We start from the raw sequence: 26,610 nt of genomic DNA on the forward strand, positions 1-26,610 counted from the left end.
AGTGAACTTTGGCGAATGAATTACGCGCCCTTATTCTGGGAGATGTTGTTGGATCTCCCGGGAGCAGGGCGCTTTTCTTTGGATTAAAAAAACTCATCAAAGAGCACCGGGCAGATCTGGTCATCGTTAACGGTGAAAATGCAGCTGCCGGTTTCGGCATGATGCCCGAAGATGTGGAAAGACTGTTTTCCGCAGGTGCTGATGTGATTACAAGTGGTAATCATATCTGGCAGAAGAAAGAGATTCTGGATTTTCTTGATTCTCAGGAATTCCTTCTCAGACCTGCCAATTACCCTCCCGGTGTTCCAGGACATGGTCAATGTATTATCGAAAAGAAGAAACAGAAGATTGCTGTTTTTAATATGCTTGGCAGATCCCGTATGGGATTCAATGGCTTCTGTCCTTTTCAGGCTATGAAAAAAATGGTTCAGAAGGTTCAGGGACAAGCGGATATTACTATTCTTGATTTTCATGCTGAAGATCCCCTGGAGAAAGAAGCCCTTGCACTTCATATGGACGGTCAGCTGAGTCTTCTCTTTGGAACACACACACATATACAGACTGCCGATGAAAGGATTCTCCCCGGAGGAACCGCTTATATCAGTGATATAGGGATGGTAGGGCCGGTGGGTAGTGTTATCGGTGCTGATCCACAGCAGAGTATCAGAAGAAGCCTTTCTCAGCTTCCTATCAAGATGGACGTAATTGATAACCAGGCCCTGATCTGCGGCATCGTTGTAGATTTTTTAGACGGTAAGGCCGTTTCCATCAGTCGGATCAGGCAGCTTTCACCGGCATGAAGAAACAGAGGCTCCTGCAGCTTGCATCCCGGCAGTTTCCGGAATATTCAGAAAAAGAACTTTTCGCATCAATACTGTGCGGTGAACTCATTACTTCCGGTGAAAAGATAAAAGACCCTAAGGCTCTTGTTGCTTCAGATGCAAAGCTGGAACTCAGTAAAAAGAAATATGTCTCCCGTGGGGGATTCAAGCTGGAAAAGGTTCTTGAATACTGGTCCGTTCCGGTGAAAGGGAAAAGGATACTTGATGCCGGCTGTTCCACAGGTGGTTTTACAGATTGTCTTCTGCAGAAGGGAGCTCTCTCTGTTTATGCCGTTGATGTGGGATATAACCAGCTTGACTACTCTCTGCGAGTTAATCCGGCAGTAGTTGTTATGGAAAAGACCAATATTATGTCTGTTCAGAATCTTGATCCCAAGCCCCATTGGGCGGTTGCGGATCTCTCTTTCCGGAGCCTGCGGTCAGCCGCTTCACATATACTGAGTCTTACTGAAGAGTCACGTCTTATTGCCTTGATGAAACCTCAGTTTGAGCTGGAAAATCCTGATGATGACTTTGATGGTATTATCCGTGATCCGATACAGATCCTGGAAATTACAAGGACTGTGATTGACGAGATGGCTGAAGAAGGCGCTTTTGTCTGCAGAACTTCCCTGTCTCCTCTTACCGGGCGTAAAGGAAATCAGGAACTGCTTTTTGATGTAAGTTCTGACTCAGAAAAGTTTCGCGGTACTGATGTTCTGATTTCAGAGCTGGAGAAGGAATTTAACCTGAAGTCCTGAGCTCATCTGACTGATTGTTGTCAGTGGATGTTTTGAAAGGATTCTCTGCCCAGAGGTTCTCCGATATAGAACCCTTCTCCTCCAAGATAATCCCTTATAACACCTTCGATAAGAATCTGAACATTTTTGATGCTTGAAAATTCGGTAGAGGTGTAAACGACCTGTTTGAGCTGTGCAAGGTATCCTTCTCTCCCAAGAGGATTGAATCGAAATGCCTCATTGAAATTCAGGTAGGCCGTACCACCTTCCACTCTTGCAGATAACAGACGGCTACCTTCGGGAATCAGTGTCAGGGAGCCTTTGTTTATCTCATCTGATCCGGGACCGCTGATCAGAGTGTTTATTGTCTGTGTCAACGGGGAACTGCTGAAATCCACTGACCTTGTGACACTCTTCAGTGATATCAGACCTTCAGTATTTACCTTTACAAAATAGATTCGGGCATCCCTGCTGTTGGAACTTATATCTTCATCATTGGGTTTTTCAGGCTGTTTGATTTCTTCAAGCTCTATTGGTTCCGGTTTGAGAGCTGTTTCTTCCTGAACCGGATCTAGGCGATGGACAACAGCTCCTCCCTGTTTTTCTGTGTTATTGTTCCATAGCTGCATTTTACCGGGCTGAAAGAGGAAAAAAACAAGAGCCAGAAGAATAATAAATATCAGGGACAGCAGAGCTATGATCATTATCTGCCCCGGGCTGATCGCTTTTTTTTCTATGGAAGGGGAGTAGGTCCGTGCGTTCCGGTTCTGAGTCCTTCCACTGTTCGGAGTTGCTGAGGGTCTTGAACCGTTGGAAGCTTTTGATCCTTTAGGGGCAGTAGATGCTGCTTTTATCCGCTTGTTTTGTGTACCGGTGGATCTAGCTGCGATATTACTCGCTGGTTTGCCAGTGGGGTTTGTCATCTTTTTATATCTGTTGACGGGATTTTCTTTATTACTCATACATAGTGATTATCGGATCATATGGCTGCTCTGCCAAGGGAAAAGAGAGTAGAATGCCAAGTTTGACTAAGTCCTGAAAGTCGCATATATTTAAACTGATGAAAGAATTTCATGGAATCTCAGCTTCTCCGGGCATTGTTATCTCAAATGCATATCTTTATAACGAAGAGAGTTTTTCTGTCCCCCGTTACAGTATTACTGAACGGGAGATCGATTTTGAAATAGAGCGTTACAATAATGCTATTCAATCTGCCTCTGAAGAATTGACAGAACTGAAAACAAGTATTACCAGGGAACACAGCGAAGAAGAAGCCCGTTTCCTTGATTCTCATATACTTATGCTTCACGATCCAATGTTTAAGGATCAGGTTTTTGAGAAGCTCAGAACAGATATGTTCAATGTTGAATGGATCGTTCAAAGTGTGATTCAAGCCCTTGTTAATAAGCTGAACGCATCAGGTGATATCTATATGCAGGAACGCACAATGGATATGAATGATGTTGCCAAGAGAATCATCAATACATTGCTGATGCGTAAGCGAATATCCCTGGCCGACCTTTCCAGTGAAGTCATCATTGTTACTCCCGACCTTCTCCCCTCTGATACACTGTTGATGAATAAATGGATGGTGAAGGGGATTGCCATGGACGCGGGGGGACGAACTTCCCATACGGCTATCCTGGCCCGTTCCTTCGGAATACCGGCGATTCTAGGTCTCAGAAGTATAACAAAAGAAGTTTCTGACGGAGATCTTCTGATTATAGACGGTCAGACCGGCCTGGTTATTGTTAATCCCGATAAAGAGACTCTTAAGCGATATAAAAAGAAGCAGACTGTAAATTTGAAGAGGGAATCTGAACTTTTCAATCTGGTGAATCTTCCTTCTGAGACAAGAGACGGTAAGAAGATTGATCTTAAGGCCAATATTGAAGTTCCTGATGAGCTGGATTCGGTTCATGCCTACAATGCTTCGGGAATCGGTTTGTTCCGTAGCGAGTTTCTTGTTATGCAGAGTGGGCAGGAGCTGGATGAAGAGCTTCAGTTCGAAGTCTATAAAAAAATTGTTCTGGGTATGGAAGGAGCATCTGTTACCATCAGAACTCTGGATGTCGGCGGAGATAAGCTTATTCGTGAGATAGCTCAGAAAAATGAGAAAAACCCTCTCCTTGGATGGCGGGCAATCCGTTTCTGTCTGGAGAGAGTCGATATATTCAAGGTTCAGCTGAGAGCTATACTGAGGGCTTCTGCTTTCGGTACCGTTAGAATCATGTTCCCCATGATCTCAGGTATAGAAGAGCTGGAGCGTGCCATAAAAGTATTAAATTCAGTAAAAAAGGATCTGAAGGCTGAAGGGATTGCTTTTTCAGAGGATATCCCTGTAGGATGCATGATCGAAGTTCCTTCTGCAGCAATGACATCTGACATTCTGGCAAGGAAGGCGGACTTCTTTTCCATTGGGACAAACGATTTAATCCAGTACACCATTGCAGTCGACCGGGGTAATGAGAAGATTGCCAGCATGTATGAACCATTCCATCCCGCCGTTTTACGGCTTATCAGGATGGTTGTAGAAAACGGTCATGAGGCGGGAATACCCGTAGGGATGTGCGGCGAAATGGCCGGCGACCCCCTGGCGACTGTTATTCTTTTGGGACTTGGGCTGGATGAATTAAGTATGAGTGCTTTCGGTATTCCCGAAATTAAACGGATTATCCGTTCCACCACCATACTGGAATCCGAGGAATTTATCGGAACCCTGATGGATATGAAAAGCTTTAAGGACATAGACCGCTATGTCCGCAACTGGATGGAGGAACGATTTGAGTTTATCACAGGACAGGGTTAACAGACTCCCACGCGTAGTGATTGCCGGAAGGCCCAACGTAGGGAAATCAACCCTGTTTAACAGAATTATAAAGAAAAGAAAATCTATCACTGATCCCACTCCCGGAGTAACCCGGGATACGATATCCGAACGCTGTTTTATAAATAATCAGGAAGTTATGCTCATGGATACCGGCGGTTTCAAGCTGGAACGTGATGATCAGTTTGATGAGCTTGTTGCTCAGAAATCACTTGAAATGCTGGAGAAAGGTGACCTTATCCTTTTTCTTATGGATGTAAATGATATCACCAGTGAAGATGAGACTTTTATTGAGAATCTTCGCCCCTATGAGAAAAAGGTTCTACTTGTTGTTAATAAGGTGGATCATCCTGAAAAGGAGAGTGAGATCTGGAATCTCTATTCCCTCGGTTTTGAGCATATAATTGCTGTCTCAGCCACTCACGGCCGAAATATGGATGCGTTTCAGGATAAAATTATCTCAATGATCGATTTTTCCCTGTTTAACGGTGCTGCAGAAGAGGAAAAAGAACCCCATATCAGCATAGCCATTATGGGGAAACCTAATTCCGGTAAATCCACACTTACAAACCAGCTTACGGGTCAGGAGAACTCCATTGTTTCTCCTATCGCCGGTACAACCAGGGATGTTATTGAGGGACGTTTCCTTTATAAAAACAGGGAGTACCGTGTACTTGATACAGCAGGCATCCGCCGGAAAAAAAAGGTTGTGGAAGATGTGGAGTATTACTCCGTTAACAGGGCCTTTCATACAATCGATGAGTCGGACATTGTCTATCTTCTTATAGATGTAGAAGAAGGGCTGACCGAGCAGGATAAGAAAATCACCCAGCAGATTGTGAAAAACGGCAAGGGTGTTGTTATTGTACTGAATAAATGGGATACCACTGATGGAAGCAAAGAGACCTGGGATAAGGCCGTGGAACGGGTTCGTTTTCTCTTTCCTATTCTGAGTTTTGCCCCTGTTATGGCTGTTTCAGGTCTGAAAGGGTCCGGATTGGATAAACTTCTGGAAGAAACAGAAAAAGTTTATCGTCAGCTGACTAAGAGGGTGGAAACTTCGGCTCTCAACGAATCTCTCCGTTGCTGGACCGATTTTACCCCGATTCCTTCGGTAAAAGGAAGACGATATAAGCTGTTATATCTGACTCAGGTAACAACTCAACCAGTAAAATTCGTTTGCTTTGTTAATAGAGACAAGGGATTTCCCGATTCTTATAAAAGGTATCTATTGAATCAGATCCGTAAAGAGTACGGAATGTCCAAAATTCCTATCTCTATGGAGTTAAAGGAACGATCCTGATCATTCATAGAACCGGGAGTGGTTTATGAGTTGCAAGTCTGCCGGAATACATCTGATATTCTTTCTTATGTTTCCGGCAATCTCTATTTTTTCTCAAACGTCCTTCCTTGAGGAAGCTGCTATTCTGGAAGGAGCATCCTTCCATGAAAATATTGAAGTACGTTCGGCTATGACCGATACCATCAATGCCCCCTTCTACTCGTTACTGGCAAGGCAGAAAGAGATTCATTCTCAGATCCTGTCACCGGTAGCTGTAGAATTTGAACTCAGGAAATCTGAGGATTCATTCTATCTGCTATACAAAAATGAGCTGGACTATAAGTACCCTGTGTGGGGGCGTGGTAATTACATCATCAAACGAGATCTCAGGACCGGTGAGTTCCTGCAGATCAAAATATTCCTTCAAAATGACGAAATGTCCTATATCCGTCTATTCCCTCTTGGAGAAGACAGGAGTTCTCTTGAACTCTCTCTCTACGGCATGACGCTGTACAGCGGTATTGTTCTTCCTGTCTCCATCGAAGATCTTTCTGTAAGCTCCTTTGCCCGGATTATGTTTCTGAGTAAAGGGACCATCCGCTGGGATCAGATTTTTACAGATGCTTTTTATCCCGAGTGGAGAAGTGTTGCGGCTCTTCAGAGTGCCCTTCGGAATGATATGGGTTCCCTTTTTGAGACAGAAGACGGAGGAATGGATTCAGACGGGAACTTTGCCTTTATTAAAGATGGAAGTCTGAGCGGAGAAGATGGGGGTGTAAACTGTTCAGGTTTTGCAAAATGGGTTGCCGACGGAATTCTGCTGTCCCGGGGTGCTGAAACACTTCTGGATTTTGAATCCTTAAAAGTGCCCACTGAAACTGAAAGCAGGAAGAACAATCCCTGGAGCAGTGCCCGGGTGGATAGAGATCCCTATTTTGGTCTGGACTGGTGCAGGAATATTGCTGTAGCTCTGAGACTTTCAGAACCTGGAGGATCAGTTGATAGTCCTCTTGATATGGATGTAAAAACTGTCCCTTTTTTTGACTACAAAGACAATGTGGGATATAGACTGGATAAAGTGAAGACTTTGCTTTATCTTCAGGCAGTAAAGGAACCCGGATCTTTTTATCTGGGAACAATCAACTCCCTTTATGGAGAAGACCCTGCACTATGGCAGTATCACCATGTGGCACTTTTTTTTCCCTGGTTTGATGAGAATGGAGATTTTCATCTGGAAGTACTGGAGACCGGAACTGTTTCTTCGGTTGAGAATCTTAAATATAGATATCCTCAGAGTTATTTACATCTGAGTAAGGCAAAGGCTTCCGATTATATTTCACCCTGGCCATCAGGTTCTGAGAGGATCACTCATATGGATTCTGTTGGTGAAAGGCTTCCTGAGGCTGAAGCAGAGGATGCAGTGGAGATTGATACAGAGACATTAGTTGAGACTTTTGCACGGTAATCTATGCCATTCGGCACATAGAAAGAAGCCTCTCGGGGCGTTAAATTATGAAACATCAGGACGTATTGAGTCTTGAGCCATCTAGGCCCTTAGGGCTCAATTGTAAAAACACGGAAGTGATGTTATTCACTTCTGTAGAATAGGAGAGTTTTATGCTCGATATATTAGACAAAGGCGGAATCATCCTGTGGATTATCATCGGATTATCCATTCTGGCGGCAGCCATTATTATTGAAAGACTTCTGTTCTTTAAAAGGATCAGAATTGATGAGGACAAACTTTTTGTCAGAATCAAGGGTGCACTAGCTAAAAAGCATTATGATGAAGCCCTGTCTATCTGTGATAGTAATGTGTCTCCTCTCACAGGACTGATGAAGGTAGGTATCAACCACAGAGATCAGCCTGAAATTATTCAGAAAGAGGTCCTCAAGGATGCCGCACGTCAGGAGATTCCTCAACTTGAGCGCTTTCTGACCCCTCTGGGAACCATAGCCCATATTTCCCCCCTTCTGGGACTTCTTGGTACCGTAACAGGTAATATCAAGTCCTTCGGTATCCTGGGCGGCGGAACAGCACTGGGAGATCCTTCAGTTCTTGCTAAAGGAATATCAGAAGCCCTGATTACAACAGCAGCCGGTCTGATCGTTTCCATCCCGGCAGTAATCTTTTATAACTACCTAGTTAAGAAAGTAGAAAATATTCTGATTAATATGGAAAACCAGGTTAATGAAATGATTCTGCTTTTAAAGGGTACCCAGCAGAGAGAAGAACCACTCAGACCCCCTCGTAGAGCTGAGCCCTCAGCTGCAAGCCGCAGAGTAGAGGCTAACACAGTCCGTAGAGCGGAGCCGCCCAAAAAACCGCATAGAGAGGAGCCGGCGGGAGAGCGTTCATGATATTTGAAAGAAGGCTTAAGCCTCATATCAATGTAGATCTGACTCCCTTGATCGATGTTGTGTTTCAGCTGGTTATTTTCTTTATGATTTCATCAGTATTCAACACTGCACCGGGGATTACTCTGGAACTGCCTGAATCGGCAACTTCAGAAAATGTGGAAATCACCGAGCTTCGTCTGACTGTTCAATCTGATGAAAATATCTTTGTGAATAAAGAAAGCTGCACTCTCCTGACCCTTGAAGAGACTCTGATTACCGTTATTGAACGGGAACATATGGAGGCTCCGGTTGTGGTTCTGGATGGCAATAAGGATATCCCTTATCAATTGATGATTGAAATTCTGGATATACTCAGACGGCAGGGATTTGACGGCGTCAACCTTGTCACCAGTGAGAAATCTGAGGATCCCTGATGACTCCCTATCAGCAGAAAAAGCAGAACAGGAGAACTCTGATCAGTTTTCTGGCCGCTTTTCTTTTTCATCTTCTGATCGTGGGCGGGGTTCTGCTTTATGATTATCTGTTTGTAGAAGAATTGAATGAGTTTTCCGGGCCGGTTCTGGTTAAGCTCGGTGAACCTGAGGGTGAGGATATACCTGTTCTCCCTGAAGAGGACACGCCGGTAAATGATGTTCCTGAAGATTCATCTACTCCTTCACAGGCCTCAGATATCCCTGATTCGCCTTCTGATGCCCCATCTGTACCTGAACCTGTCAGTGATGATGCGGTGAGACCCGCCACTGAAGAAGCTCTTCTCTCTGATCCATCCGATAAGGTCGAGGACTCTTCTCCCGAAGAGAGCCCTTTAGAAACTCAGCCAGAAACTCCTTCAGAGCCAAAGGTTCAGATTGTATCGGGTGAAGAAGCCGGAAACTCCTTTGAGTATCAGTATAATTCGGAAGGTAATGTAGGCCGCTCTCTGGGAGCAGAGATATATCTCTATATGCCCCTTCCTCAATTTATCAATATGGATCTCTTTGACAAGGTGAAAGGTGATTCCTATTCTCCCGGCACAAGCCGGAAGGATTTTATCCTGAAATATTACAAAAAATTCAACGAAGAACTGGCTCTGCAGTATGCTCCTGTTACAGACGATGTGAGAGCTCTCTGGGATTATCTGATAGACGCAGGTTATGATTATCAGAATGCAGATTACAAGACTGACGGCTACCTGAGACCTGTTATTCTCTCTTTCAGCATCTCTCCCGAAGGTGATCTACTCAATGTTGAAATCCAGAAAAGCTCAGGGAATCCTGATGTGGATCAGGCTGTAAAGGTAGGTTTTCAGAATGCTGCATTTTACAATTCTGTAGACCGGGAAATAAACGGACGTTTTACTTATCGCTTTCAGTAAGGGCCTTTGAGAGGGGGGGCTGTTCATAGAGAAACAGCTTGCCAATTCGTCGTCATTCCTGTAGTGTAGAAACAGATTACAAACGGATGGTACCACTGAATCATGGCAATAAAAGCGGTCGCTTTTGACATTGACGGAACCCTTTATCCTAATCGCAGGATGGTGTTTCACTCTATTCCATTTCTTATAACTCATTTTTCTCTGGTTAAGGAATTCAATGAAGCCAGAAAAGAGCTCCGCAAACTGGAGAATATCAGCGATTTCAGGAAGACTCAGTCAGAGATTCTTGGAAAGAGGCTGAATATTACTCCCGGGGAGACAGCTCATCTCGTTGAGAAAATCTTTTACAAAAAGTGGGAAAATGTCTTCAAGAGGGTCAGGCCCTATGCCGGACTGCAGAAGGCTATTGAGGATCTGAAGGCTAGAAATCTCAGACTGGGAGTGCTTTCGGACTTTCCTGTGGGTAATAAACTTAATTATTTTTCCGTGGACGGTCACTGGGATGTTGCCATGTCCAGCGAAGAGACAGGTTACCTGAAACCCCATGCCAAACCCTTTCTGGTTCTTGCCGAAAAACTGGGCTGCAAACCGGAAGAGATTCTCTATGTGGGTAACAGCTATAAATATGATGTTATAGGTGCTTCTGCCGCCGGGATGAAAACAGTTTATATTCAGTGGCAGGGAAAGGAAGTTCCCGAGGCCGATCTCACAATCCGTAATTACCGGCATTTTTCCCGGAAGATAGAATTTCTTCTGAGAGAGGAGTAGGACATGCTTTTTAATATCGGGGATATTATTGTACTTGCCATTGTCGTGCTGGTCCTTTTTCTTAACAGACAGTTTGATAAGAATAACCGCTCATTAGAGAAGGTTCGTAAGTATGCAGATAGGGTCAAGGATGAACTGGACCGTCTTGTAAATGAAAAAAAGACTCAGATACACGATCTGAGTATTGAGATTGAGGTTCAGGAGAAAACCAACAGGGAAATCCTTAAAAGGGTTGTTATGGCCAATGAAGAGTCAGCAGAGCGTTCAGAAGAGCTGGATACACTGAAAAACAGCCTTTCCAATGTAACCGGCCGCCTTGAAGAGCTTGATCTGCTCACCAGTAATGTGGATGAGAATCTGCAGCGTATCAAAAAGGAATCAGAATATGTTGATTCTGTAGGTGTCCGGCTTAATGATCTGCTTAAGAAAAATGAAGAACTTCAGGGCGGAATGGCTGCCCTTCACGAAGCCTTTCGTCAGGATAATGCCAATGGTATGGCCAGCCTGAAAGAATCCTTCAATGAAGAGATGACTTCTGTCTACAGGCAGTTTATCTCTGATCTGCAGGGGGCAGAAATGAAGCTTGGAGAATTCTCATCTCATCTGGATGAGCTTTTAGAGAGCCGTGACAGAATTGCCCGTGAGAAGCTGGATGCCTTTACCGGACAGTGGATTTCGGTTGAAGAGAATTATATGGCACGCCTGGAGAAGGTGGCTTCCGAAGGTATTGAACTTGAATCAGATGCATTTCTTCAGTTGAAAGAAGTGCTGGGTTCTCATACCGATACACTTTCTGCCAGCTGGGCTTCTGAGCTGCAGAGACTTGAGCGTAAATATCAGGATGTCTCTGATGAGCTGAACAGCGGCATGGAACGCCTGGATGAAAATCATACTCTCTGGAAAGCACATTCTGAAGAAAATCTTAATGAATTTAATACACAGCTTGAAGCAGCCACCGGTGATCAGAGCAAGACTCTGGGTGCCATGAAAGAAGAGCTTGAAACCATGATGCAGGACTTCTCTGCTACACGAGCCGGTATGACTCGTCAGAAGGATGAGGTTCAGCAGGAACTTGAACGCCTGAGCAGCAGACTGATTACCCACAAAACAGACATTGACAGTCAGCTCCATGAGTTTGCAGATTCATTTACAGGCCGGATCGAAGATACCGCCGAAACTCTGCAGATTGAAGCTCTTAAGGCTATCGAGAATAAACTTAAAGACTATGAGAGCGGCTTTACACCCCGTTTCAGGAAACTGGAACAGTTTATGGAAGATATGGACGTTCTGGAATCTTCTCTCCGTATGAGTATGGATGAGATCAGCAACAGAGTTCTTGGTGAGTTCTCCTCTTTTGATCAGAAGATGCAGACCATCCGTTCCGATGAAGAGCGGGACACCGAAGAGCGTGCCCAGCAGATTCGCAGTGCCATGAATGAACTGGAGCAGGGGCTCGATGAGCTCAAGAGCCGGGCTTATGACAATGTTTCGGCTCAGCTGCAGGTGTTTGAAGATGATTTTTTTGCAGATCTCAAGAAACGTGATGACAGTATTCAAAATTCACTTAAAGACTGGCAGGGAAATCTGGTACAGCAGATTGCCGATATGGCCGATCAGCAGAACCGGGACAGAACTGAAATGGAAAGAAGCTGTTCTGCCGAGCTTATTAAGAGGCTGGGTGAACTGCAGACCCGTGTATCACAGCAATTCGAAAAGTTTCAGACTCAGGTGGAATCCTTCAGAGAGTCTCTGGACAGTCGTGTGGATGAAGGGAATGCCCTGGTTTCCAACTATAAAGAGGAACTGCAGAATTCTGTTACCGGTCTCCGGGATGACTCCATGGACTTTATGAGCCGTGAGCTGGAGCGTCTCAGCATGGGCATGAACGAACGTATTGAAGTTTCTGAAAAGGATATCAATCAGAAAGTTGAGATCATGGTGAGTGATCTGGATCAGAGCCGCAGGGATTTCAGCACATTGACCGAAAGTATGCAGGGAGATGTCAGCGCATGGCAGCAGAGGATGCTGCAGCAGATCAAGGATGAAGAGATTCAGGTTCAGGAAAATTTGGATGAGTTTAAAAACGGATTTACTTCCGATCTGAGTGAACTCAGAGATGATTTTAAATCCCAGAAAGAGGAGCTGATCCTTTCAAGTAATGAGGAACGGGCCGATCTGAAACGGGATCTTGCGGGGATGAGTGAGAAAGTCTATCAGCTGCAGAGTGATCTCAGTGATAAAACAGAAAATACTCTTGAACGCTTTAACAGCGACTATAATCTTTTCACACTGGATTTTCAGAAGAAACTCCGGGAATCTCAGAATGATGCCGAGCTTAAGGTTCGGGAAATGCGTCAGGGTGTCAGTGATGCTCAGGAAAAGATGGACTCCTACCAGAAGAGGCTGGTGTCCAGAGTTGAGAATGATACCCGTCATCTGACTATTACTCTGGAAGAAATAGAGAAGAAGCAGCAGGATTTCATTGCACAGACCCATGTCTTTGAGAAAGCCGATCGCCTGAAAGAGACTCTGTCCAGAAATATTCTGGAACTGAAGGGGGACATTCAGAAGGTAGATGCCAATATGGACCGCCTTAAGGATTATCAGAACGGTTTCGATAAGGTTCAGAATCAGTATCAGGGAATCCTTGATCAGATCAACCGGTTTATGGATGAAAAGCAGAAGGTGGATGATCTGGAAGACAAGATCAGTTCCATGGTCAGTCTCTCAAGATCAGTGGATCTTAAGATGGATCAGATCTCCTCACTCCACGATATGCTGCAGCAGTATCAGAGCAGGGTCAAAGAACTTGAGGATCAGCACCATGCTCTGGATTCCCGTTTTGTCAGAATGGAAGGGAAGGCCGGTCTTGTTGATAAGACCATTGATCAGATTGATGAATTCAGCGGTACAGTCGAGACATTGAAAGAGAATATACAGAATCTTAAGACTGAAATGGACCCACTGAACGGCCGTATGAGAGATATAGAGCAGAAGAATAAATTCCTTCTTGAAAATAAGGATGTTGCAGATAATGTCTATTCAAAAGTAGCGTCCCTTGATCAGATTTTGACTGATCTGGATGAGAAGGCCGAAAAGATTGATCAGGCCAGAGACTGGATAGCCCGTACGGAAACCAGAATGGATGGTGTGGTTAAGCAGGCGCAGGACCAGGTAAAACTGCTGGGGCGACTGGCTGACCGTGATAATTCAGCTTCCGGAACTGCCGGGTCCCCTGATATGGATACCAGGGAAACCGTACTTCGTCTGGCCAGACTGGGGTGGAAAACAGAGGATATTGCCAGAACCCTGAAACTCAGTCAGGGTGAAGTGGAACTTATTCTTGAAATTACCCCACGGAGCTAGCTTTGTTTCGCCATGGTTATATTTATCACGATCTGCTTGCGGAAGTAGGCCCTCTCAATGATGGTCAAGTTAGAACTCATCGATGCCTTCAGCTTATTTACGGTGTAAACAAGCCCCTGAATATCCGTCTGCAGGGAGAGTGGCAGAATGTTCGTCTCTGTCTAATTGATGAAGGTGTGGATCACTATATCAGTGGTGAGGATGACTGGCAGATCTGTTACTTTATCTATCCTGATTCACCTCTGGGACATCTTCTGAAACAGAGCGTTTTGAAGGACTCTTCAGTTTCTGTTATGTCACATGATGAGAATCCTTCGCTGATTAAAACTGTTCAGCCTGCAGTCAGACCCATGTCCCTTGATGATGTCAGGGGACTCCTTGAAACCATTCTTTATGTATTTACGGGACGGCGTGCCGCTCCCAGAACAGGACTTTCGGTCTCCCTTAAGCTGAATGATATGCTGAGCAGCAGATCTCTTAATGAAGTGACATTGTCTGAGCTTGCTTTTCGGATGGAAAAAGATGTGAATGAACTGGCTGATGAGTTTAAAAGGGAAACTGAGATTGAGGTCAGAACCTGGCTGATGCACCATAGAATGATTAATTTTTTTGATGCTCTTGAGAAGCTTGATGAACATCCTGATCTTGCCACCATGGATGCTTTGGTCAGAGAGTCAGGTATCGCCGGACTCTCCGGACTGGACCGGATGTTTGAAGACCTTTTCGGAATGCCATATCTTCGCTGGGTGAATTCGGATAGAGGGACCATTATCATGACGGAGAAAACCCCATCTTTTCATATTTACAGTTAAAACTGAGTTGAATAGTTTGATCCGATAAAAAGGACAAAAACACCGATCTCCTGGGGATACCGGCATTTTGAAAATCAGTCTTGTTTATGATTCTTCGATGCTGCGTTCTTCTTTTGAGACTTCATCATTGATTTTCATATCAATGTCCATCTCCATGCTCATGTCGAGATCCATTTTGTCATCACTCATGTCCTGAAGAACTTTAAGGCTTCTGGCCATGACATCACCTGTAGTGGCGGACATTTCCAGAAGATTGAGAAGGATTTGTTCCTGTTTCAGGAGTTCCTGATTCTGCTTTTCAAGGAGTTCAATCCTTTCGGCTTGTTCCTTAAGTGCTTCCACAAGAGGGTGGGTATATTCAACACTTGATTCTTCTTCCATAACGAATAAAGTGCTTATCTTTCCATTCATAAATACATTTCTAATCATTGAACCAATCCTAACAGTTTGGTCACAGAAAAACAATCAACTTTTCCCTCCTTCAGAAAAAAAACACATTGTTTTTTTGTCTTCTTTTTGTCCAGTATAAGTCGTTGAGTCTGTATAGAAGGTATGATTCTGCTAGAAAGTATTTCCCATAGACGAATTATCTGATTTTATTCAATGTTTTTCTTGACCTTAATTCCCCTCTTTTATTATTTTTGATGCAGGAAATACGAAATCTCTGTTTGAGACTGGAAGGAATAAGTGGCAAAAAAGAAAAATGAAGATCTGCAGGAAGACATTGTGAAAGATAATGTGAATGCGGATGAGTCAGTAAAGGAAGAGCCTGAACTGACTGAAACTGATGAATCAATAGAAGCTGAAGCTGAAGAGAAATCAGATGAAGAACTTCTGCAGGACTCAGTGGAAGCATTGAAGCAGGAAAATAGTGAATTGAAAGATCAGTATCTGCGTAAACATGCTGATTTTGAAAACTACAGAAAACGGATGGCCAAAGAAAAGGCTGATTCTGTACGATATGGAAATCAGGAATTGCTGAAAGATCTTATCGAAGTTATTGATAACTTTGACAGGGCAATTAAGTCTTCTGCTGATTCTAATGATTTTGATTCTTTCAAAGATGGGATCTCAATGATTGAGCAGCAGTTTACAGGCATGCTTGAAAGTAAATGGGGCCTTGCTAAGATGAACTGCACAGGCAGTGAATATGATCCCAATTCACATGAAGCACTTATGATGGAAGAAGCATCAGACATCGAAGTTCCTACGGTTATGGAAGATTTTCAGGCCGGATATACTCTGCATGACAGAGTGATAAGACCTGCTAAGGTCAAAGTAGGGAAACCTGCTGCTGCGGCGGCTGAATAATAATATTAAGGTCCGTCATTATAGATGATACGGACAGAAGATGGCGCGGTGCTTTTAGGCAGTGCAGCTCATCAGATAATTTATATAGGAATTAATAGGAGTAATAATATGGGAAGAATAATCGGAATTGACCTTGGAACTACCAACTCTTGTGTTGCAGTAATGGAAGGTGGAGAACCTGTAGTTATTCAGAATGAGGAAGGGCAGAGAACTACCCCTTCTATGGTGGCTTTTACAGATAAAGGTGAAAGACTTGTTGGCCAGCCTGCTAAGAATCAGATGGTAACAAACCCTGAAAACACCATCTACTCAATTAAAAGATTTATGGGAAGGCATCATAATGAAGTAGGCGAAGAACTACATATGCTTCCCTATAACGTAACTAAAGGTCCTAACGGTGATGTCCGTGTGGATATAAACGGTAAGCACCAATCTCCTCCTGAGATCTCTGCTGCTATTCTCCAGAAAATGAAAAAGACTGCGGAAGACTATCTGGGTGAAACTGTAACAGAAGCAGTAGTTACAGTTCCTGCATACTTCAATGATGCTCAGAGACAGGCTACAAAAGATGCAGGTAGAATTGCCGGTCTTGATGTTAAACGTATTGTTAATGAGCCCACCGCTGCGGCTCTGTCCTATGGTTTCGGAAAAGAAAACAAAGAACAGAAAATTGCAGTATATGACCTTGGTGGAGGTACTTTTGATATCTCTATTCTGGATATGGCTGAAGGTGTTTTTGAAGTTCGTTCCACAAACGGTGATACTCATCTTGGTGGTGACAACTTTGACCATACTATCATCCAATGGCTCGTTGACAGCTTTAAGGCTGATCAGGGTGTAGACTTGTCTAAGGACAAGATGGCCCTTCAGAGACTGAAAGAGGGTGCAGAAAAAGCCAAGAAGGAACTTTCTTCTGCTCAGACTACAGATATCAATCTTCCTTTTATTACAGCCGATGCTTCAGGACCAAAGCACCTGCAGTATAATCTTACCAGGGCAAAGTTTGAGCAGATGACAGCCGAACTTGTTGAAAGAACAAAAATCCCCTGTCAGAAAGCACTTAAGGATGCCGGTTATACTCCTTCTGATATTGATGAAGTTATCCTTGTTGGTGGTTCTACCAGAATCCCGGCAGTTCAGACCCTTGTTAAAGAACTTTTTCAGCAGGACCCTCATAAGGGAGTTAATCCCGATGAAGTCGTAGCCATGGGTGCATCTATTCAGGGTGGTGTTCTGGGTGGAGATGTTAACGATATTCTCCTTCTGGATGTTACTCCTCTGTCTCTGGGAATTGAAACTCTCGGTGGTGTTTCTACAAAACTGATCGAGCGTAATACTACTATCCCTACCAAGAAGAGCCAGGTGTTCTCTACTGCTGCTGATAATCAGAACGCAGTATCCATTCATGTCCTTCAGGGTGAAAGAGAGATGGCAAGTGCTAACAGAACTCTTGGAAAGTTCGACCTTGTAGGTATTCCTCCCGCACCCCGTGGTGTTCCTCAGGTTGAAGTAACCTTTGATATTGATGCCAATGGTATTGTTCATGTATCGGCCAAGGATCTGGGAACAGGTAAAGAACAGAAAATCAGAATTGAGTCTTCTTCAGGTCTCAGTGATGATGAAATCGAAAAGATGGTGAAAGATGCGGAGATGAATGCCGAAGAGGACAAGGCTATCAAAGAGAAAGCCGAAGTCATGAATGAAGCTGACAACCTGCTTTACTCTACCGAAAAATCTCTTAAGGATTACGGTGATAAGGTAAGTGATGAAGACAAAAGTAAAATTGAATCTTCACTTGAAGCACTGAAAGAAGTAATCAAAACTGATGACCTTGAAGCCATCAAAGCCAAGGTAGAAGAGCTGAAACAGGCTTCCTACAAACTGGCTGAAGAGATGTACAAGTCTCAGGCTGCTGAACAGGGTCAGCCCGGTCCGGATATGGGCGGAGCAGCTCCCGGAGCCGATCCTTCTGAACCCAAGCCCGCTGAAACTGATGCAGAAGATGCGGATTACGAAGTCGTAGACGACGAAAAATAAAAAGTTTGATCCTGTCCTGCCCTTCCGGGCTGACAGGTGACACTTGAAGGCAGCCCTGGGATACTCAGGGCTGTTATCAGTGAAAGGAAGTGTGGAAACCCGTGTCAAAAAGGGATTATTACGAAGTTCTGGAAATCGAGAAAAACGCTTCTCCGGACGAAGTTAAAAAAGCATATAGAAAGCTCGCGATCAAATATCATCCGGATAGAAATCAGAACAGCACAGATGCTGAGCATAAGTTCAAAGAAGCAACTGAAGCTTATGAGGTCCTTTCGGATGAGCAGAAGAAACAGGCCTATGATCAGTATGGTTTCGCCGGTGTGGATAACATGGGTGGACCCGGATTCAATGCATCGGCCTTTTCCGGCTTTGAAGATATTTTCGGAGGTGATTTCTCCAGTATCTTCGACTCCTTTTTTGGAGGAAGCGGGGGTGGCGGAGGCCGTGGTGGTCGTAGAGGTCCTGCCAGAGGCAGTGATCTCCGCTACGATATGGAAGTGGAGTTCAAGGATGCTGTCTACGGTGACAAGGTTGAGGTGGAATACTATCGTCAGCAGTCCTGTGATGTCTGTCATGGCTCAGGAGCTTCATCCGGTACAGGCAGCAAAACCTGTCCCACATGCGGTGGTTCAGGTCAGGTAAGACGAAGCTCAGGTTTCTTTTCCATAGCCCAGCCATGTTCTACATGTCATGGTGAGGGAACTATTATTGAAAATCCCTGTACATCCTGTAGAGGAAAAGGGGTCATAAAAGAGAAGCAGAAGCTGAAAGTTACGATTCCTGCGGGAATTGCTCCGGGCAAGCGTATACGTCTGGACAGCCAGGGTGATGCCGGACCCAAGGGCGGACCTGCAGGTGATCTCTATGTATATATACATATCAAAGATCATGATTCTTTTGAGAGAGAAGGTTATGACCTGTATTGTGTTTTACCCATCTCCATTTCTCAGGCTGCCCTTGGAGCAGATATTTTTGTCAGAACTCTTGATGATAAGAAAATCAAACTTAAAGTTGCTCCGGGAACTCAGAGTGGAAAAATGCTCAGAATCAGAAATGAAGGCGTTCCTGTTCTTCACGGTTCCGGCCGGAAAGGGGATATGTATGTGAAACTTCAGGTGCAGACCCCTAAGAAGCTGAATACTAAGCAGAAAGATATTCTGAAGCAGTTCTCCGAGCTTTACGGTGAAGAATCAGAACCAATCCCTATCAGGCTGAAAGAACTCTAGACATCGTCTGAACTCTTTCTGATATATGAAAATATGAGCCCTTCCGCTGTGGAAGGGCTTTTTTGTCTTTTTTAAGCCTTTTTAGTCTTTGATATGTCGCCAGGAGCGGAACCACCCCATGGATGAATCTTTTATCTTCAGTATCTCATCAGGGGAGATCCGGGAGGTGCAGGAGTTTTCCTCAGAAGCGGCTGTTTCGGCCAGAATGTCTCCTCTTGGTCCGATAATCATGGCAGCGCCCGGTGCTGTTCCTGTTTTTCTCCCTACTCTGATCAGATTACAGCATGCCAGGAAACAGCTGTTGTCATAGGCTCTGGCAGGGAGGTATTTTTTGAAACGTGTCAGTTTTTCTACTGGAGTTTCACGGGGTGAGGCAAAGGGCATCAGGAGCAGACCGGCTCCGCTGTCGGCCAGGCGTGCACTGGATTCGGGAGAATGACTCTCTGCACATATCTGTATTCCGATACCGATTCTTATTCCCCGATGTACTTCATATTCATTTATTGCATTGGCAGGACTGCCGCTGCTGAAGCAGTTCTCTTCACTGGGCCCCAGAATTCTCTTCAAATGGCTATGCTGAATTACCCCGTTTCTGATCAGATGATGAGCTATATAGATCTTTTGATCTTTGAACAGCGGGGTTCCTACAGCCACGGTGATTTCAGGGAAGTCATGTGTACGGGCGCAGAGCTCATTCAGTGTCTGTTCTGTCTCATTTTCGAGTGCATCCAGTTCCTCGGGATTAGAGGAATATCCGGATAGACTCAACTCGGGAAAGAGGATTAGCTGGGAGTCTTTGTGTTTTTCAATCCATTTAATATGGTTTTCCAGGTTTTGTTTGTATTCTCCGAAGATGCTCTCAATATTGACAGCCGTAATTCTGAAATCATTCATATTGAAACTGAGTATATCATGTCCTTCAATTAGTGACAGTTTTACCCGATAAGGTAATATGGCAAAAATTCCCGAGCAAATCGGTAAATATAAAATACTCTCACTTCTCGGCAGTGGAGGAAGCAGTATTGTTTATCTAGGGCTTCATCCCACTCTGAAACGAAAGGTTGTACTCAAAAAACTTAATCTGAGGGGAAAAAAATCATTTTACGAGCGCTTTGTACAGGAAGCTGCGCTTATGATGGATCTCAATCACGATCATATTGTTAAAGTCTATGACCATTTTAAAGAGGGCAGCCGCCATTATATGGTTATGGAATTTGTAGAAGGTGCTTCTCTTGATCAGATTATTGAACAGAGCGGTCCTCTGCAGAGGGAGACAATCCGTTATGTTCTGAGATGTTGCTGTAAGGCACTCGGTTATATTCACAGCCGAAATATCATACATCGGGATATTAAACCCTCTAATATTTTTATTTCTTCCAAAGGAGAGGTCAAGTTGGGAGATTTCGGCATAGCCATGCTGGATAATCCTGATGAAAATGAGAGCGCAGAGGGGAATTCCATACTGGGTACTCCCTCTTATATGGCTCCCGAACAGTTTAATCCCAATGGTAAAATAACTGCCAGAACTGATATCTATGCCCTGGGGGTCAGTTATTTTGAGCTTCTTACCGGGCAGAAGCTGTTTTATGGAGAGAGTCTTGAAGAGCTTAAAAAGGCTGTTCTCGGGGGGAGACATATCCCTTTGTATTCTGTTTTAAGGGATTATGGTTTTTCAAGTTGGTGTATTATCAGACGCTCCACATTCAGAGCGGCCATATTTAGATACCGTCGGAGTGAATCAGTTCTGAGAGCACTGACCGGGTTCCGGATGAATGATTCTCTCTCAATCGAAGAGCTGTCACACAGAACCGGAGGAGCCGGTAAATCAACGGGCGGGGGGGTGACCGGAAGTCTCCAGAAAAGCTTTGATTTTGCAGATGTTATAGGGCAGAAAAGAAAGGGAGCAGCTTTTATCCCTCTGCTGGTTTTATCAATTGTTCTTGTTATCGGGCTCGGTTCTGTCGTCGTCTGGAAAACGGCAGCTCTATATAAATATATTCTCCCCCAGCGCTATGGCTCTTTTACTCTCAATATTATTGCAAAGGAACAGGGGGAATCATTCCCTTTCGAATCACTTCAGCTATACAGCGGGTCTGAAACCGAGGGGGAAGTCTTCTATAAGGAAGATTTGAAGGATTCCAGGATTTTCTATAAGAAAAGTGCTTATTACAAACTTATGATCCGCTGGGGAAATAGGGTGGAATGGCTCAGTTTTTACCTTCCCCCGCTCTCTGTTCAGGATTCAACCCGGAAAATAGAACTCCATGCACCCGCTCTTATCTCACAGCCTGTGGATTTGAGACTCTCTGTAAAAGATGCATTAACAGGAGAGCTTCTGGACTCTGATGATTCACTCTTTATTCAGAATTCCGGGGGAGACTGGATTGCCTTCAGTGACGGAAGTATGATCTTTTCCGGAGAGAGATATCATTTCAAACTTGCTGTTCCCGGTTATTATGAGCGGGATTTTACAAGGACACTGAACTTTTATGAGAATGAGCTTCTTCTGAACGAAGAACTTCTCCCCCTGCCGGGAAAATTGATAGTTCATCACAATATGGACCGTCTTGTACTTGAAGTCAATGGACATAGAAGGCTCTATGATGGAGGGGCTGAGGCTTCTGTTCACAGATTCGGAAAGCTGAATATGGAAGGGGAGAGCTGGTTGTTGGCTCCGGGTGTTTATCAGATTCAATGGTCCGGTAGATTCATTGAACAGCGGCAGAAACTGACTGTTCGTTCCGGGGAGATTGTGGTATACCGTATAACTTCGGGTAAACAGGGGCAGCCTGTTTTCGGAATGGATAGAAAAGAGATAGAGATCCCATAAAAGGGATATTGATATATTCGAAAATAAAAAATTACAGGAATAATTTATGGTTTTTAGAGAATATAGAGGCAAAGACTTTATCCCTGCCTGTGTAAATATGATTGCAGAATCTCAGAATCCCGAATTCAGAACTTGTGAAGTTTTGACACGGATAGATAACCTTATGAGGGGTGATGAACAGAGACTCCTTGAGGGTAAAGAGAAAATGAAAATGCTGAAATCATTGAGAAAAGGTCTGGAAATTGAATTAAGAGAGTATTATCTGATTAATAGAAAACAACATAACTCTACAAAAAATGTTTTTATTCTAATCGATAAAAAGATAGATGAATATTCGGTCCTGCAGGACAATACGGCCCCTTTTCCAAAAATTTATGATGCAGCCGGTAGGAGAGTATAATGGATAGCACCAAAAAGCTGATTATTCCGGAGGTGGAAGCGGATTTCACTCTGCTGGAATCAGATCCCCTAAAATTTTCTGAACTCTTTGACCAGCTGGGACGCCCGGCGTCTCTGGAGCATGCACCCTGGAAGGATTTTACAGATAAACCGGATGTCCAATTCCGCATTGCCTGGTCTGCAGATAATCTGCTGCTGAAATTTAATGTTAAAGAGAGAGAAATCCTCGGCAGTTTTACAAAGGATCTTTCAGATGTGTATAAGGACAGCTGTGTCGAGATATTTATGTCTCCAGAAGGCAGGGATTACTATTATAACTTTGAGTTTAATTGTCTGGGAGCTTGTCTGATTCAGAAAGGCACAGAACGGAATGGGCGGGAAGTTCTATCTCAGGATGTTCTGAACAGAATTATCCGTATACCCTCTCTGGGTACAGATCCTGTTCATAGCTATCATGAAGGGCTTGCTGATGAGGCGGCCTCCTGGTCACTGATGCTTGTTATACCTGCTTCTGTTTTTATTTATGAAACTATTGAGTCCTTCGGGGGAATCCGAATGGAGGGGAATCTCTATAAATGCGGAGATGAGTTGGAAACTCCCCACTATCTGTGCTGGAACAAAATCGAAACCGAAGCTCCTGATTTTCACAGACCCGAGTATTTTGGTGAGCTATGGTTTTCCTGATTTTTTCTTTAGACAGATGAAAATTATACAGCTCTTAACTGAAATCAAATTTTCATAGCTTCAATAAGGACTCGGTTAACGAAAATCAAACATCACTTAAGTCTTAATTAAATATGAAACCCTTTGAATTTATATTACCCGTTCAACAGAAAACAGGACGGAACAGATTTTCAGGATCAAAGTTTAATAAAACTTTTTTACAACCCTTCATTTATGTCTATTCTCTGTTTTTGGAGTCGATAATAATTGTTACAGGGCCGTCGTTGCAGATCTCCACTTCCATTGAGGCTCCGAACTCACCTGTTTTGACAGTCAGTCCTGTTCTCTCCCTTATCTCGGAGACAACACTCTCATAGAGCGGGATTGCTGTTTCTGGTGCTGCGGATAAACTGAAGGAGGGACGGTTTCCCTTCTTTGTGCTGGCAAAGAGGGTAAACTGGCTGACAATCAGCAGTTCTCCTTCAATTTCTTTAATAGAGAGGTTCATCTTTCCCTGGGAATCTGTGAATATTCTCATGTCTGCAATTTTTTTTGACAGCCATGAAATATCTTCCTGATTGTCCTCGGGTGAGATTCCCAGGAGGATCATAAGACCCGCTTTTATGCTGCGGGTCTCTGTTTTGTCAATTGTGACTGATGCTCTTGAGACTCTCTGTAAAACAGCCTTCATTTATTTGAGAGCTACTGCTTCAATTTCTATTTCACCGTCCAGAGGGAGACGGGCTGCTTCAACCAGTGAACGTGCGGGTTTATGATCTGTAAAGAATTCTTTATAAACTTCATTGATTCTAGAAAAATTACCCATATCTTTTACGAAAACAGTCACTTTTACAACTTTACTCAGATCTGATCCTGCTTCTTTCAGTACGGCTTCGACATTGAGTAATGCTCTTCTGGTCTGTTCTTCAATCGGACCGTCCAGAAGTTTGCCTGTTTCAGGATCTATAGGAAGCTGACCTGATGTAAATACCATTGCTCCTGTATCAATTCCCTGTGAGTAGGGGCCTACCGCGGCAGGGGCTTTGTCTGTTTTTACTGTTTTCATATCTCTTTTCTCCTCAGTCTCTTTTCCAGAAGGGCACCTGCCCATTCTGGATCATGCTGATAATCTACTTATTCCTGAGTAAAAAAGCAATTAGTGTAATTGACAGAGTAAGAGATTCCGGTGAATAATTTTACTACATGAAAAAGTATATTTTTGTCACTGGCGGTGTTTGTTCCAGCCTTGGAAAGGGACTGGCTTCGGCGTCCCTCGGTACCCTCCTGGAAAGCAGAGGGTTTTCTGTTTGTATGATCAAAGTTGATCCCTATCTGAATGTTGATGCAGGGACTATGAGTCCTTATCAGCATGGAGAGGTTTATGTTACCGATGACGGAGCAGAAACCGATCTTGATCTGGGGAACTATGCACGTTTTACCAATTCTCCTCTGAGTGCTGCGCATTCTCTGACTACAGGTCAAGTTTATGATGCGGTTATCAGAAAAGAAAGGGAAGGAAAATTCCTGGGTAAATGTGTTCAGGTCGTTCCTCATATTACAGATGAGATTAAAAGACGTATTCTTGTTTTAGGTGAAAAACCTGAAATTGATATAACCATTGTAGAGATCGGCGGAACTGTCGGAGATATCGAGTCCATTCCTTTTCTGGAAGCAGTTCGTCAGATTATCCATGAGAAGGGTCATGAAAATGCTCTTTCGGTTCATCTGACACTTATCCCCACAGTTACCGGCGGAGAAGTGAAGACAAAGCCTACACAGCACTCCGTTAAAGAGATGAGAGAAATCGGTATTCAGCCGGATGTTCTGCTCTGCCGTTGTCAGGAAGAACTTGAGGATGATCTTAAACGTAAGATCGCTCAATTTACTAATATTGATTATGACTGTGTCCTTTCTGCACATGATGTGGATACAACAATCTATGAAATTCCTGTTGTTTATCATAATCAGGGTATGGATGATGTTGTCTGTCGAAAGATGGGTCTTAGAAGCAAGAAATCCAAGATTACAAATACCTGGGGTAAGCTGGCAGATATTCATAAGAATGCAAAGACCACTGTCAATATTGCGATGGTGGGGAAGTATATTGAACTGGGAGATGCCTACAAGTCTGTTGATGAGGCTCTGGTACATGGTGCTTTTGCCAATGAAGTCAGACTGAATCTGACCAAGGTTGATTCTGAAGAGGTTGAAAAGATCGTTGCAGAAGGGAAATCTCTTGATGAGGTTTTTGCTCCCTATGATGGTATTCTTATTCCCGGAGGTTTTGGCTCCAGAGGGATTCTTGGAATGGTCCAGACCGCAACATATGCACGTGAAAACAAGATTCCCTGTTTTGGTATCTGTCTTGGATTACAGATCATGGTTATTGAGTACAGTAGAACGATGCTGGGAATCGCAAATGCAGACAGTTCTGAGTTCAGACCGGAGGGTAATCATTCTGTTATATCGCTTCTTGAAGAACAGGTTGATGTCACAGCCTACGGCGGTACAATGCGTCTTGGTCTGAGTGAATCTCGTATAGAGGAGGGGACTCATATCTATAAAGCTTATGGTTCCGCCAATATTCACGAAAGACACAGACACCGTTATGAAGTCTCTAATAAATATAGAGATGATCTTGCAAAGGCCGGTTTGGTGCTTTCAGGAACTACTCCTGATGGTTCTCTTGTTGAATCTGTGGAATGGCCTGATCATCCCTGGGGAGTTGGTGTTCAGTTCCATCCTGAATTTACATCTTCCCCAATCAAGGCCGGTCCTCTGTTCAGAGAGTTTATTTTACATTCACTGAAAAACTCCGCCAAGATTTAAATAGATATTGAATATGAACCGCCTGGAGAACCCAGGCGGTTTTTTTGATTTTAATCAGATATGTGGAACGAGAATAAGAGGCTTTTGAAGTTTTTTAAGGAGATCCGCTCCGACACTTCCCTTGATAACATGGGTAGCGGCATTTGTTGTTCTTGAGCCTATGATGACATAGTTGATTTCAAGTTCTTTTGCTTTTTCAGTTATGGCATCAGAAACATTTCCGCTGAGAATATCACCCTCTGCCTGGATACCGGCATCCCTGCAGCTTTTTAAATAGAATTCCATCCTTGTGTTCTCTTTTGTCATCTTAATTGATATTGATGCAGTCTGTGCTTCCGCTGAAGCTACATGACTTGCGTGCTCACCTCTATAAGGCGATACATAGACAAGGTGAAGAGCCGCGCCCGTTTTATCTGCAAAGCTCGTTGCTTCGGCCATAACTGAATCACTTATTTCGGTAAAGTCCAGACACACTAATATTGTTTTCATTTATGTACTCCTACTTATGTAGGTTACATTGAGAAAGAGTGTTCTTTCAACTAATTTTTTCCTATCTCATATAGTTTCTGTAAGCAAACAACCGGGATGCCTGTAGGTAGGGGAAAAGGCAGCTAGAAGCTATTTAAAAAAGAATTCAAAAAAAAGAAAATTGAGTGTTGACTAAAAACGGGTATTAACGGTATATTCACGGAGCGTTCAGGCAAACAAGCCGACAACGCAACGAACAAAGAGAGCAACTCTTAACGAGAAGCGATCTGCTAAATGTTCTTTTACAAAGGAATTAGAGAAGGGAAATTAAAGTATTTGACGAAAGTCAAGCACTGGTAGTACGAAGATAAGGTCGTACCGCAAGCCGCAAGGCTGAGGAACGATCCTGTCAAATAGAATCGTGCCGAAAATCTTATGATTTAGGTACGGTCCGAACGTTAGTTTTCTTTTTAGCACAGTGGGACTTTCCGCAAGGGAAGCCGCACTGCATAAAGG

24 protein-coding genes are annotated in these 26,610 nt (G+C 43.8%); 18 read left to right on the plus strand and 6 right to left on the minus strand.

All coding sequences use genetic code 11. The features are described 5' to 3' along the window. The first annotated feature begins 8 nt into the window (after positions 1–8). Together DV872_RS16045 and DV872_RS16050 are read left to right on the plus strand one after the other, a co-directional pair. A complete protein-coding gene (locus DV872_RS16045; RefSeq protein ID WP_114630965.1) occupies positions 9–800 on the plus strand; it encodes a TIGR00282 family metallophosphoesterase in 792 nt (263 codons plus the stop codon). Continuing rightward, a complete protein-coding gene (locus DV872_RS16050) occupies positions 797–1,582 on the plus strand; it encodes a TlyA family RNA methyltransferase (RefSeq protein WP_114630966.1) in 786 nt (261 codons plus the stop codon). Before DV872_RS16045 ends, DV872_RS16050 begins: the two co-directional genes overlap by 4 nt. A 20-nt stretch (positions 1,583–1,602) precedes the next feature. Here the strand turns inward: DV872_RS16050 and DV872_RS16055 are convergent, their stop codons facing one another. After that, a complete protein-coding gene (locus tag DV872_RS16055) occupies positions 1,603–2,523 on the minus strand; it encodes a GerMN domain-containing protein (protein ID WP_114630967.1) in 921 nt (306 codons plus the stop codon). Positions 2,524–2,621: 98 nt separating this feature from the next. Between DV872_RS16055 and ptsP the strand changes: the two genes are divergently transcribed. From ptsP to DV872_RS16100, 9 genes are all read left to right on the plus strand, one after another. After that, entirely contained in the window at positions 2,622–4,370 is a 1,749-nt protein-coding gene (ptsP, locus tag DV872_RS16060) for a phosphoenolpyruvate--protein phosphotransferase (protein WP_114630968.1), read from the plus strand. Then, positions 4,345–5,691: a ribosome biogenesis GTPase Der gene (der, locus tag DV872_RS16065; protein ID WP_230391584.1), complete on the plus strand. Its 1,347-nt coding sequence runs from the start codon at positions 4,345–4,347 to the stop codon at positions 5,689–5,691. The genes ptsP and der overlap by 26 nt, the downstream gene beginning before the upstream one ends. Before the next feature lie 25 nt (positions 5,692–5,716). Then, entirely contained in the window at positions 5,717–7,135 is a 1,419-nt protein-coding gene (locus DV872_RS16070; RefSeq protein ID WP_114630970.1) for a hypothetical protein, read from the plus strand. Between the two features lie 152 nt (positions 7,136–7,287). Further along, positions 7,288–8,031, plus strand: a complete 744-nt coding sequence (locus tag DV872_RS16075; RefSeq protein WP_114630971.1) for a MotA/TolQ/ExbB proton channel family protein — start codon at positions 7,288–7,290, stop codon at positions 8,029–8,031. Then, positions 8,028–8,444, plus strand: a complete 417-nt coding sequence (locus DV872_RS16080; protein WP_114630972.1) for a biopolymer transporter ExbD — start codon at positions 8,028–8,030, stop codon at positions 8,442–8,444. Before DV872_RS16075 ends, DV872_RS16080 begins: the two co-directional genes overlap by 4 nt. Continuing rightward, positions 8,444–9,385, plus strand: coding sequence for an energy transducer TonB (locus tag DV872_RS16085; RefSeq protein WP_114630973.1), 942 nt, complete (start codon positions 8,444–8,446; stop codon positions 9,383–9,385). Before DV872_RS16080 ends, DV872_RS16085 begins: the two co-directional genes overlap by 1 nt. A gap of 102 nt (positions 9,386–9,487) precedes the next feature. Beyond that, positions 9,488–10,153, plus strand: a complete 666-nt coding sequence (locus DV872_RS16090) for an HAD family hydrolase (protein ID WP_114630974.1) — start codon at positions 9,488–9,490, stop codon at positions 10,151–10,153. Between the two features lie 3 nt (positions 10,154–10,156). Beyond that, positions 10,157–13,519 carry a hypothetical protein gene (locus tag DV872_RS16095; protein ID WP_114630975.1) on the plus strand — a complete coding sequence of 1,121 codons (3,363 nt, stop codon included), beginning with the start codon at positions 10,157–10,159 and terminating at the stop codon, positions 13,517–13,519. 2 nt (positions 13,520–13,521) lie between these two features. Beyond that, on the plus strand, positions 13,522–14,331 hold the full coding sequence (locus DV872_RS16100) for a hypothetical protein (protein WP_114630976.1): 810 nt from the start codon (positions 13,522–13,524) through the stop codon (positions 14,329–14,331). An 84-nt stretch (positions 14,332–14,415) separates the two neighbouring features. Here the strand turns inward: DV872_RS16100 and DV872_RS16105 are convergent, their stop codons facing one another. Further along, entirely contained in the window at positions 14,416–14,760 is a 345-nt protein-coding gene (locus DV872_RS16105) for a hypothetical protein (protein WP_114630977.1), read from the minus strand. Positions 14,761–15,018: 258 nt separating this feature from the next. Here DV872_RS16105 and grpE point away from each other — a divergent pair, with 258 nt between their 5' ends. The 3 genes from grpE to dnaJ all read left to right on the plus strand — a co-directional run bounded on the left by grpE (position 15,019) and on the right by dnaJ (position 18,905). Continuing rightward, positions 15,019–15,642, plus strand: a complete 624-nt coding sequence (gene grpE, locus DV872_RS16110; RefSeq protein ID WP_114630978.1) for a nucleotide exchange factor GrpE — start codon at positions 15,019–15,021, stop codon at positions 15,640–15,642. Between the two features lie 108 nt (positions 15,643–15,750). Further along, on the plus strand, positions 15,751–17,679 hold the full coding sequence (gene dnaK / locus DV872_RS16115) for a molecular chaperone DnaK (protein WP_114630979.1): 1,929 nt from the start codon (positions 15,751–15,753) through the stop codon (positions 17,677–17,679). 101 nt (positions 17,680–17,780) lie between these two features. Further along, the gene (gene dnaJ / locus DV872_RS16120) at positions 17,781–18,905 is read left to right on the plus strand and encodes a molecular chaperone DnaJ (protein WP_114630980.1); all 1,125 of its coding nucleotides are present in this window, start codon (positions 17,781–17,783) and stop codon (positions 18,903–18,905) included. An 81-nt stretch (positions 18,906–18,986) separates the two neighbouring features. On the opposite strand, the gene DV872_RS16125 is transcribed toward dnaJ, so the two are convergent. Beyond that, complete coding sequence (locus tag DV872_RS16125) at positions 18,987–19,799, minus strand: nitrilase-related carbon-nitrogen hydrolase (protein ID WP_114630981.1); 813 nt, start codon at positions 19,797–19,799, stop codon at positions 18,987–18,989. Between the two features lie 58 nt (positions 19,800–19,857). Here DV872_RS16125 and DV872_RS16130 point away from each other — a divergent pair, with 58 nt between their 5' ends. Genes DV872_RS16130 through DV872_RS16140 form a run of 3 tightly spaced genes read left to right on the plus strand, consistent with a single transcriptional unit; the run spans position 19,858 to position 22,818 of the window. Beyond that, complete coding sequence (locus DV872_RS16130; RefSeq protein ID WP_114630982.1) at positions 19,858–21,735, plus strand: serine/threonine-protein kinase; 1,878 nt, start codon at positions 19,858–19,860, stop codon at positions 21,733–21,735. A 46-nt stretch (positions 21,736–21,781) separates the two neighbouring features. Then, positions 21,782–22,135, plus strand: a complete 354-nt coding sequence (locus DV872_RS16135; protein ID WP_114630983.1) for a hypothetical protein — start codon at positions 21,782–21,784, stop codon at positions 22,133–22,135. Continuing rightward, on the plus strand, positions 22,135–22,818 hold the full coding sequence (locus DV872_RS16140; RefSeq protein ID WP_114630984.1) for a carbohydrate-binding family 9-like protein: 684 nt from the start codon (positions 22,135–22,137) through the stop codon (positions 22,816–22,818). The genes DV872_RS16135 and DV872_RS16140 overlap by 1 nt, the downstream gene beginning before the upstream one ends. Positions 22,819–23,035: 217 nt before the next feature. Here the strand turns inward: DV872_RS16140 and dtd are convergent, their stop codons facing one another. Together dtd and DV872_RS16150 are read right to left on the minus strand one after the other, a co-directional pair. After that, entirely contained in the window at positions 23,036–23,488 is a 453-nt protein-coding gene (gene dtd, locus DV872_RS16145; RefSeq protein WP_114630985.1) for a D-aminoacyl-tRNA deacylase, read from the minus strand. Further along, on the minus strand, positions 23,489–23,863 hold the full coding sequence (locus DV872_RS16150) for a RidA family protein (RefSeq protein WP_114630988.1): 375 nt from the start codon (positions 23,861–23,863) through the stop codon (positions 23,489–23,491). Between the two features lie 137 nt (positions 23,864–24,000). On the opposite strand from DV872_RS16150, the gene DV872_RS16155 reads away from it, so the two are divergent. Next, on the plus strand, positions 24,001–25,626 hold the full coding sequence (locus tag DV872_RS16155) for a CTP synthase (RefSeq protein WP_114630986.1): 1,626 nt from the start codon (positions 24,001–24,003) through the stop codon (positions 25,624–25,626). 54 nt (positions 25,627–25,680) lie between these two features. Here the strand turns inward: DV872_RS16155 and DV872_RS16160 are convergent, their stop codons facing one another. Next, positions 25,681–26,115 (minus strand): universal stress protein, encoded by a 435-nt coding sequence (locus DV872_RS16160; protein WP_230391585.1) that lies wholly within the window; start codon positions 26,113–26,115, stop codon positions 25,681–25,683. Between the last annotated feature and the right edge of the window lie 495 nt (positions 26,116–26,610).

Source organism: Oceanispirochaeta sp. M1 (assembly GCF_003346715.1).
Lineage (GTDB): Bacteria > Spirochaetota > Spirochaetia > DSM-2461 > DSM-2461 > Oceanispirochaeta.

What these genes read in the sequence shown, in the direction of transcription:
- DV872_RS16050 (WP_114630966.1), top strand. Translation starts at nt 797, where the DNA reads ATGAAGAAACAGAGGCTCCTGCAGCTTGCATCCCGGCAGTTTCCGGAA.
- DV872_RS16055 (WP_114630967.1), bottom strand. Translation starts at nt 2,523, where the DNA reads ATGAGTAATAAAGAAAATCCCGTCAACAGATATAAAAAGATGACAAAC.
- ptsP (WP_114630968.1), top strand. Translation starts at nt 2,622, where the DNA reads ATGAAAGAATTTCATGGAATCTCAGCTTCTCCGGGCATTGTTATCTCA.
- DV872_RS16070 (WP_114630970.1), top strand. Translation starts at nt 5,717, where the DNA reads ATGAGTTGCAAGTCTGCCGGAATACATCTGATATTCTTTCTTATGTTT.
- DV872_RS16075 (WP_114630971.1), top strand. Translation starts at nt 7,288, where the DNA reads ATGCTCGATATATTAGACAAAGGCGGAATCATCCTGTGGATTATCATC.
- DV872_RS16080 (WP_114630972.1), top strand. Translation starts at nt 8,028, where the DNA reads ATGATATTTGAAAGAAGGCTTAAGCCTCATATCAATGTAGATCTGACT.
- DV872_RS16085 (WP_114630973.1), top strand. Translation starts at nt 8,444, where the DNA reads ATGACTCCCTATCAGCAGAAAAAGCAGAACAGGAGAACTCTGATCAGT.
- DV872_RS16090 (WP_114630974.1), top strand. Translation starts at nt 9,488, where the DNA reads ATGGCAATAAAAGCGGTCGCTTTTGACATTGACGGAACCCTTTATCCT.
- DV872_RS16095 (WP_114630975.1), top strand. Translation starts at nt 10,157, where the DNA reads ATGCTTTTTAATATCGGGGATATTATTGTACTTGCCATTGTCGTGCTG.
- DV872_RS16105 (WP_114630977.1), bottom strand. Translation starts at nt 14,760, where the DNA reads ATGATTAGAAATGTATTTATGAATGGAAAGATAAGCACTTTATTCGTT.
- dnaK (WP_114630979.1), top strand. Translation starts at nt 15,751, where the DNA reads ATGGGAAGAATAATCGGAATTGACCTTGGAACTACCAACTCTTGTGTT.
- DV872_RS16125 (WP_114630981.1), bottom strand. Translation starts at nt 19,799, where the DNA reads ATGAATGATTTCAGAATTACGGCTGTCAATATTGAGAGCATCTTCGGA.
- DV872_RS16130 (WP_114630982.1), top strand. Translation starts at nt 19,858, where the DNA reads ATGGCAAAAATTCCCGAGCAAATCGGTAAATATAAAATACTCTCACTT.
- DV872_RS16135 (WP_114630983.1), top strand. Translation starts at nt 21,782, where the DNA reads ATGGTTTTTAGAGAATATAGAGGCAAAGACTTTATCCCTGCCTGTGTA.
- DV872_RS16140 (WP_114630984.1), top strand. Translation starts at nt 22,135, where the DNA reads ATGGATAGCACCAAAAAGCTGATTATTCCGGAGGTGGAAGCGGATTTC.
- dtd (WP_114630985.1), bottom strand. Translation starts at nt 23,488, where the DNA reads ATGAAGGCTGTTTTACAGAGAGTCTCAAGAGCATCAGTCACAATTGAC.
- DV872_RS16150 (WP_114630988.1), bottom strand. Translation starts at nt 23,863, where the DNA reads ATGAAAACAGTAAAAACAGACAAAGCCCCTGCCGCGGTAGGCCCCTAC.
- DV872_RS16155 (WP_114630986.1), top strand. Translation starts at nt 24,001, where the DNA reads ATGAAAAAGTATATTTTTGTCACTGGCGGTGTTTGTTCCAGCCTTGGA.
- DV872_RS16160 (WP_230391585.1), bottom strand. Translation starts at nt 26,115, where the DNA reads ATGAAAACAATATTAGTGTGTCTGGACTTTACCGAAATAAGTGATTCA.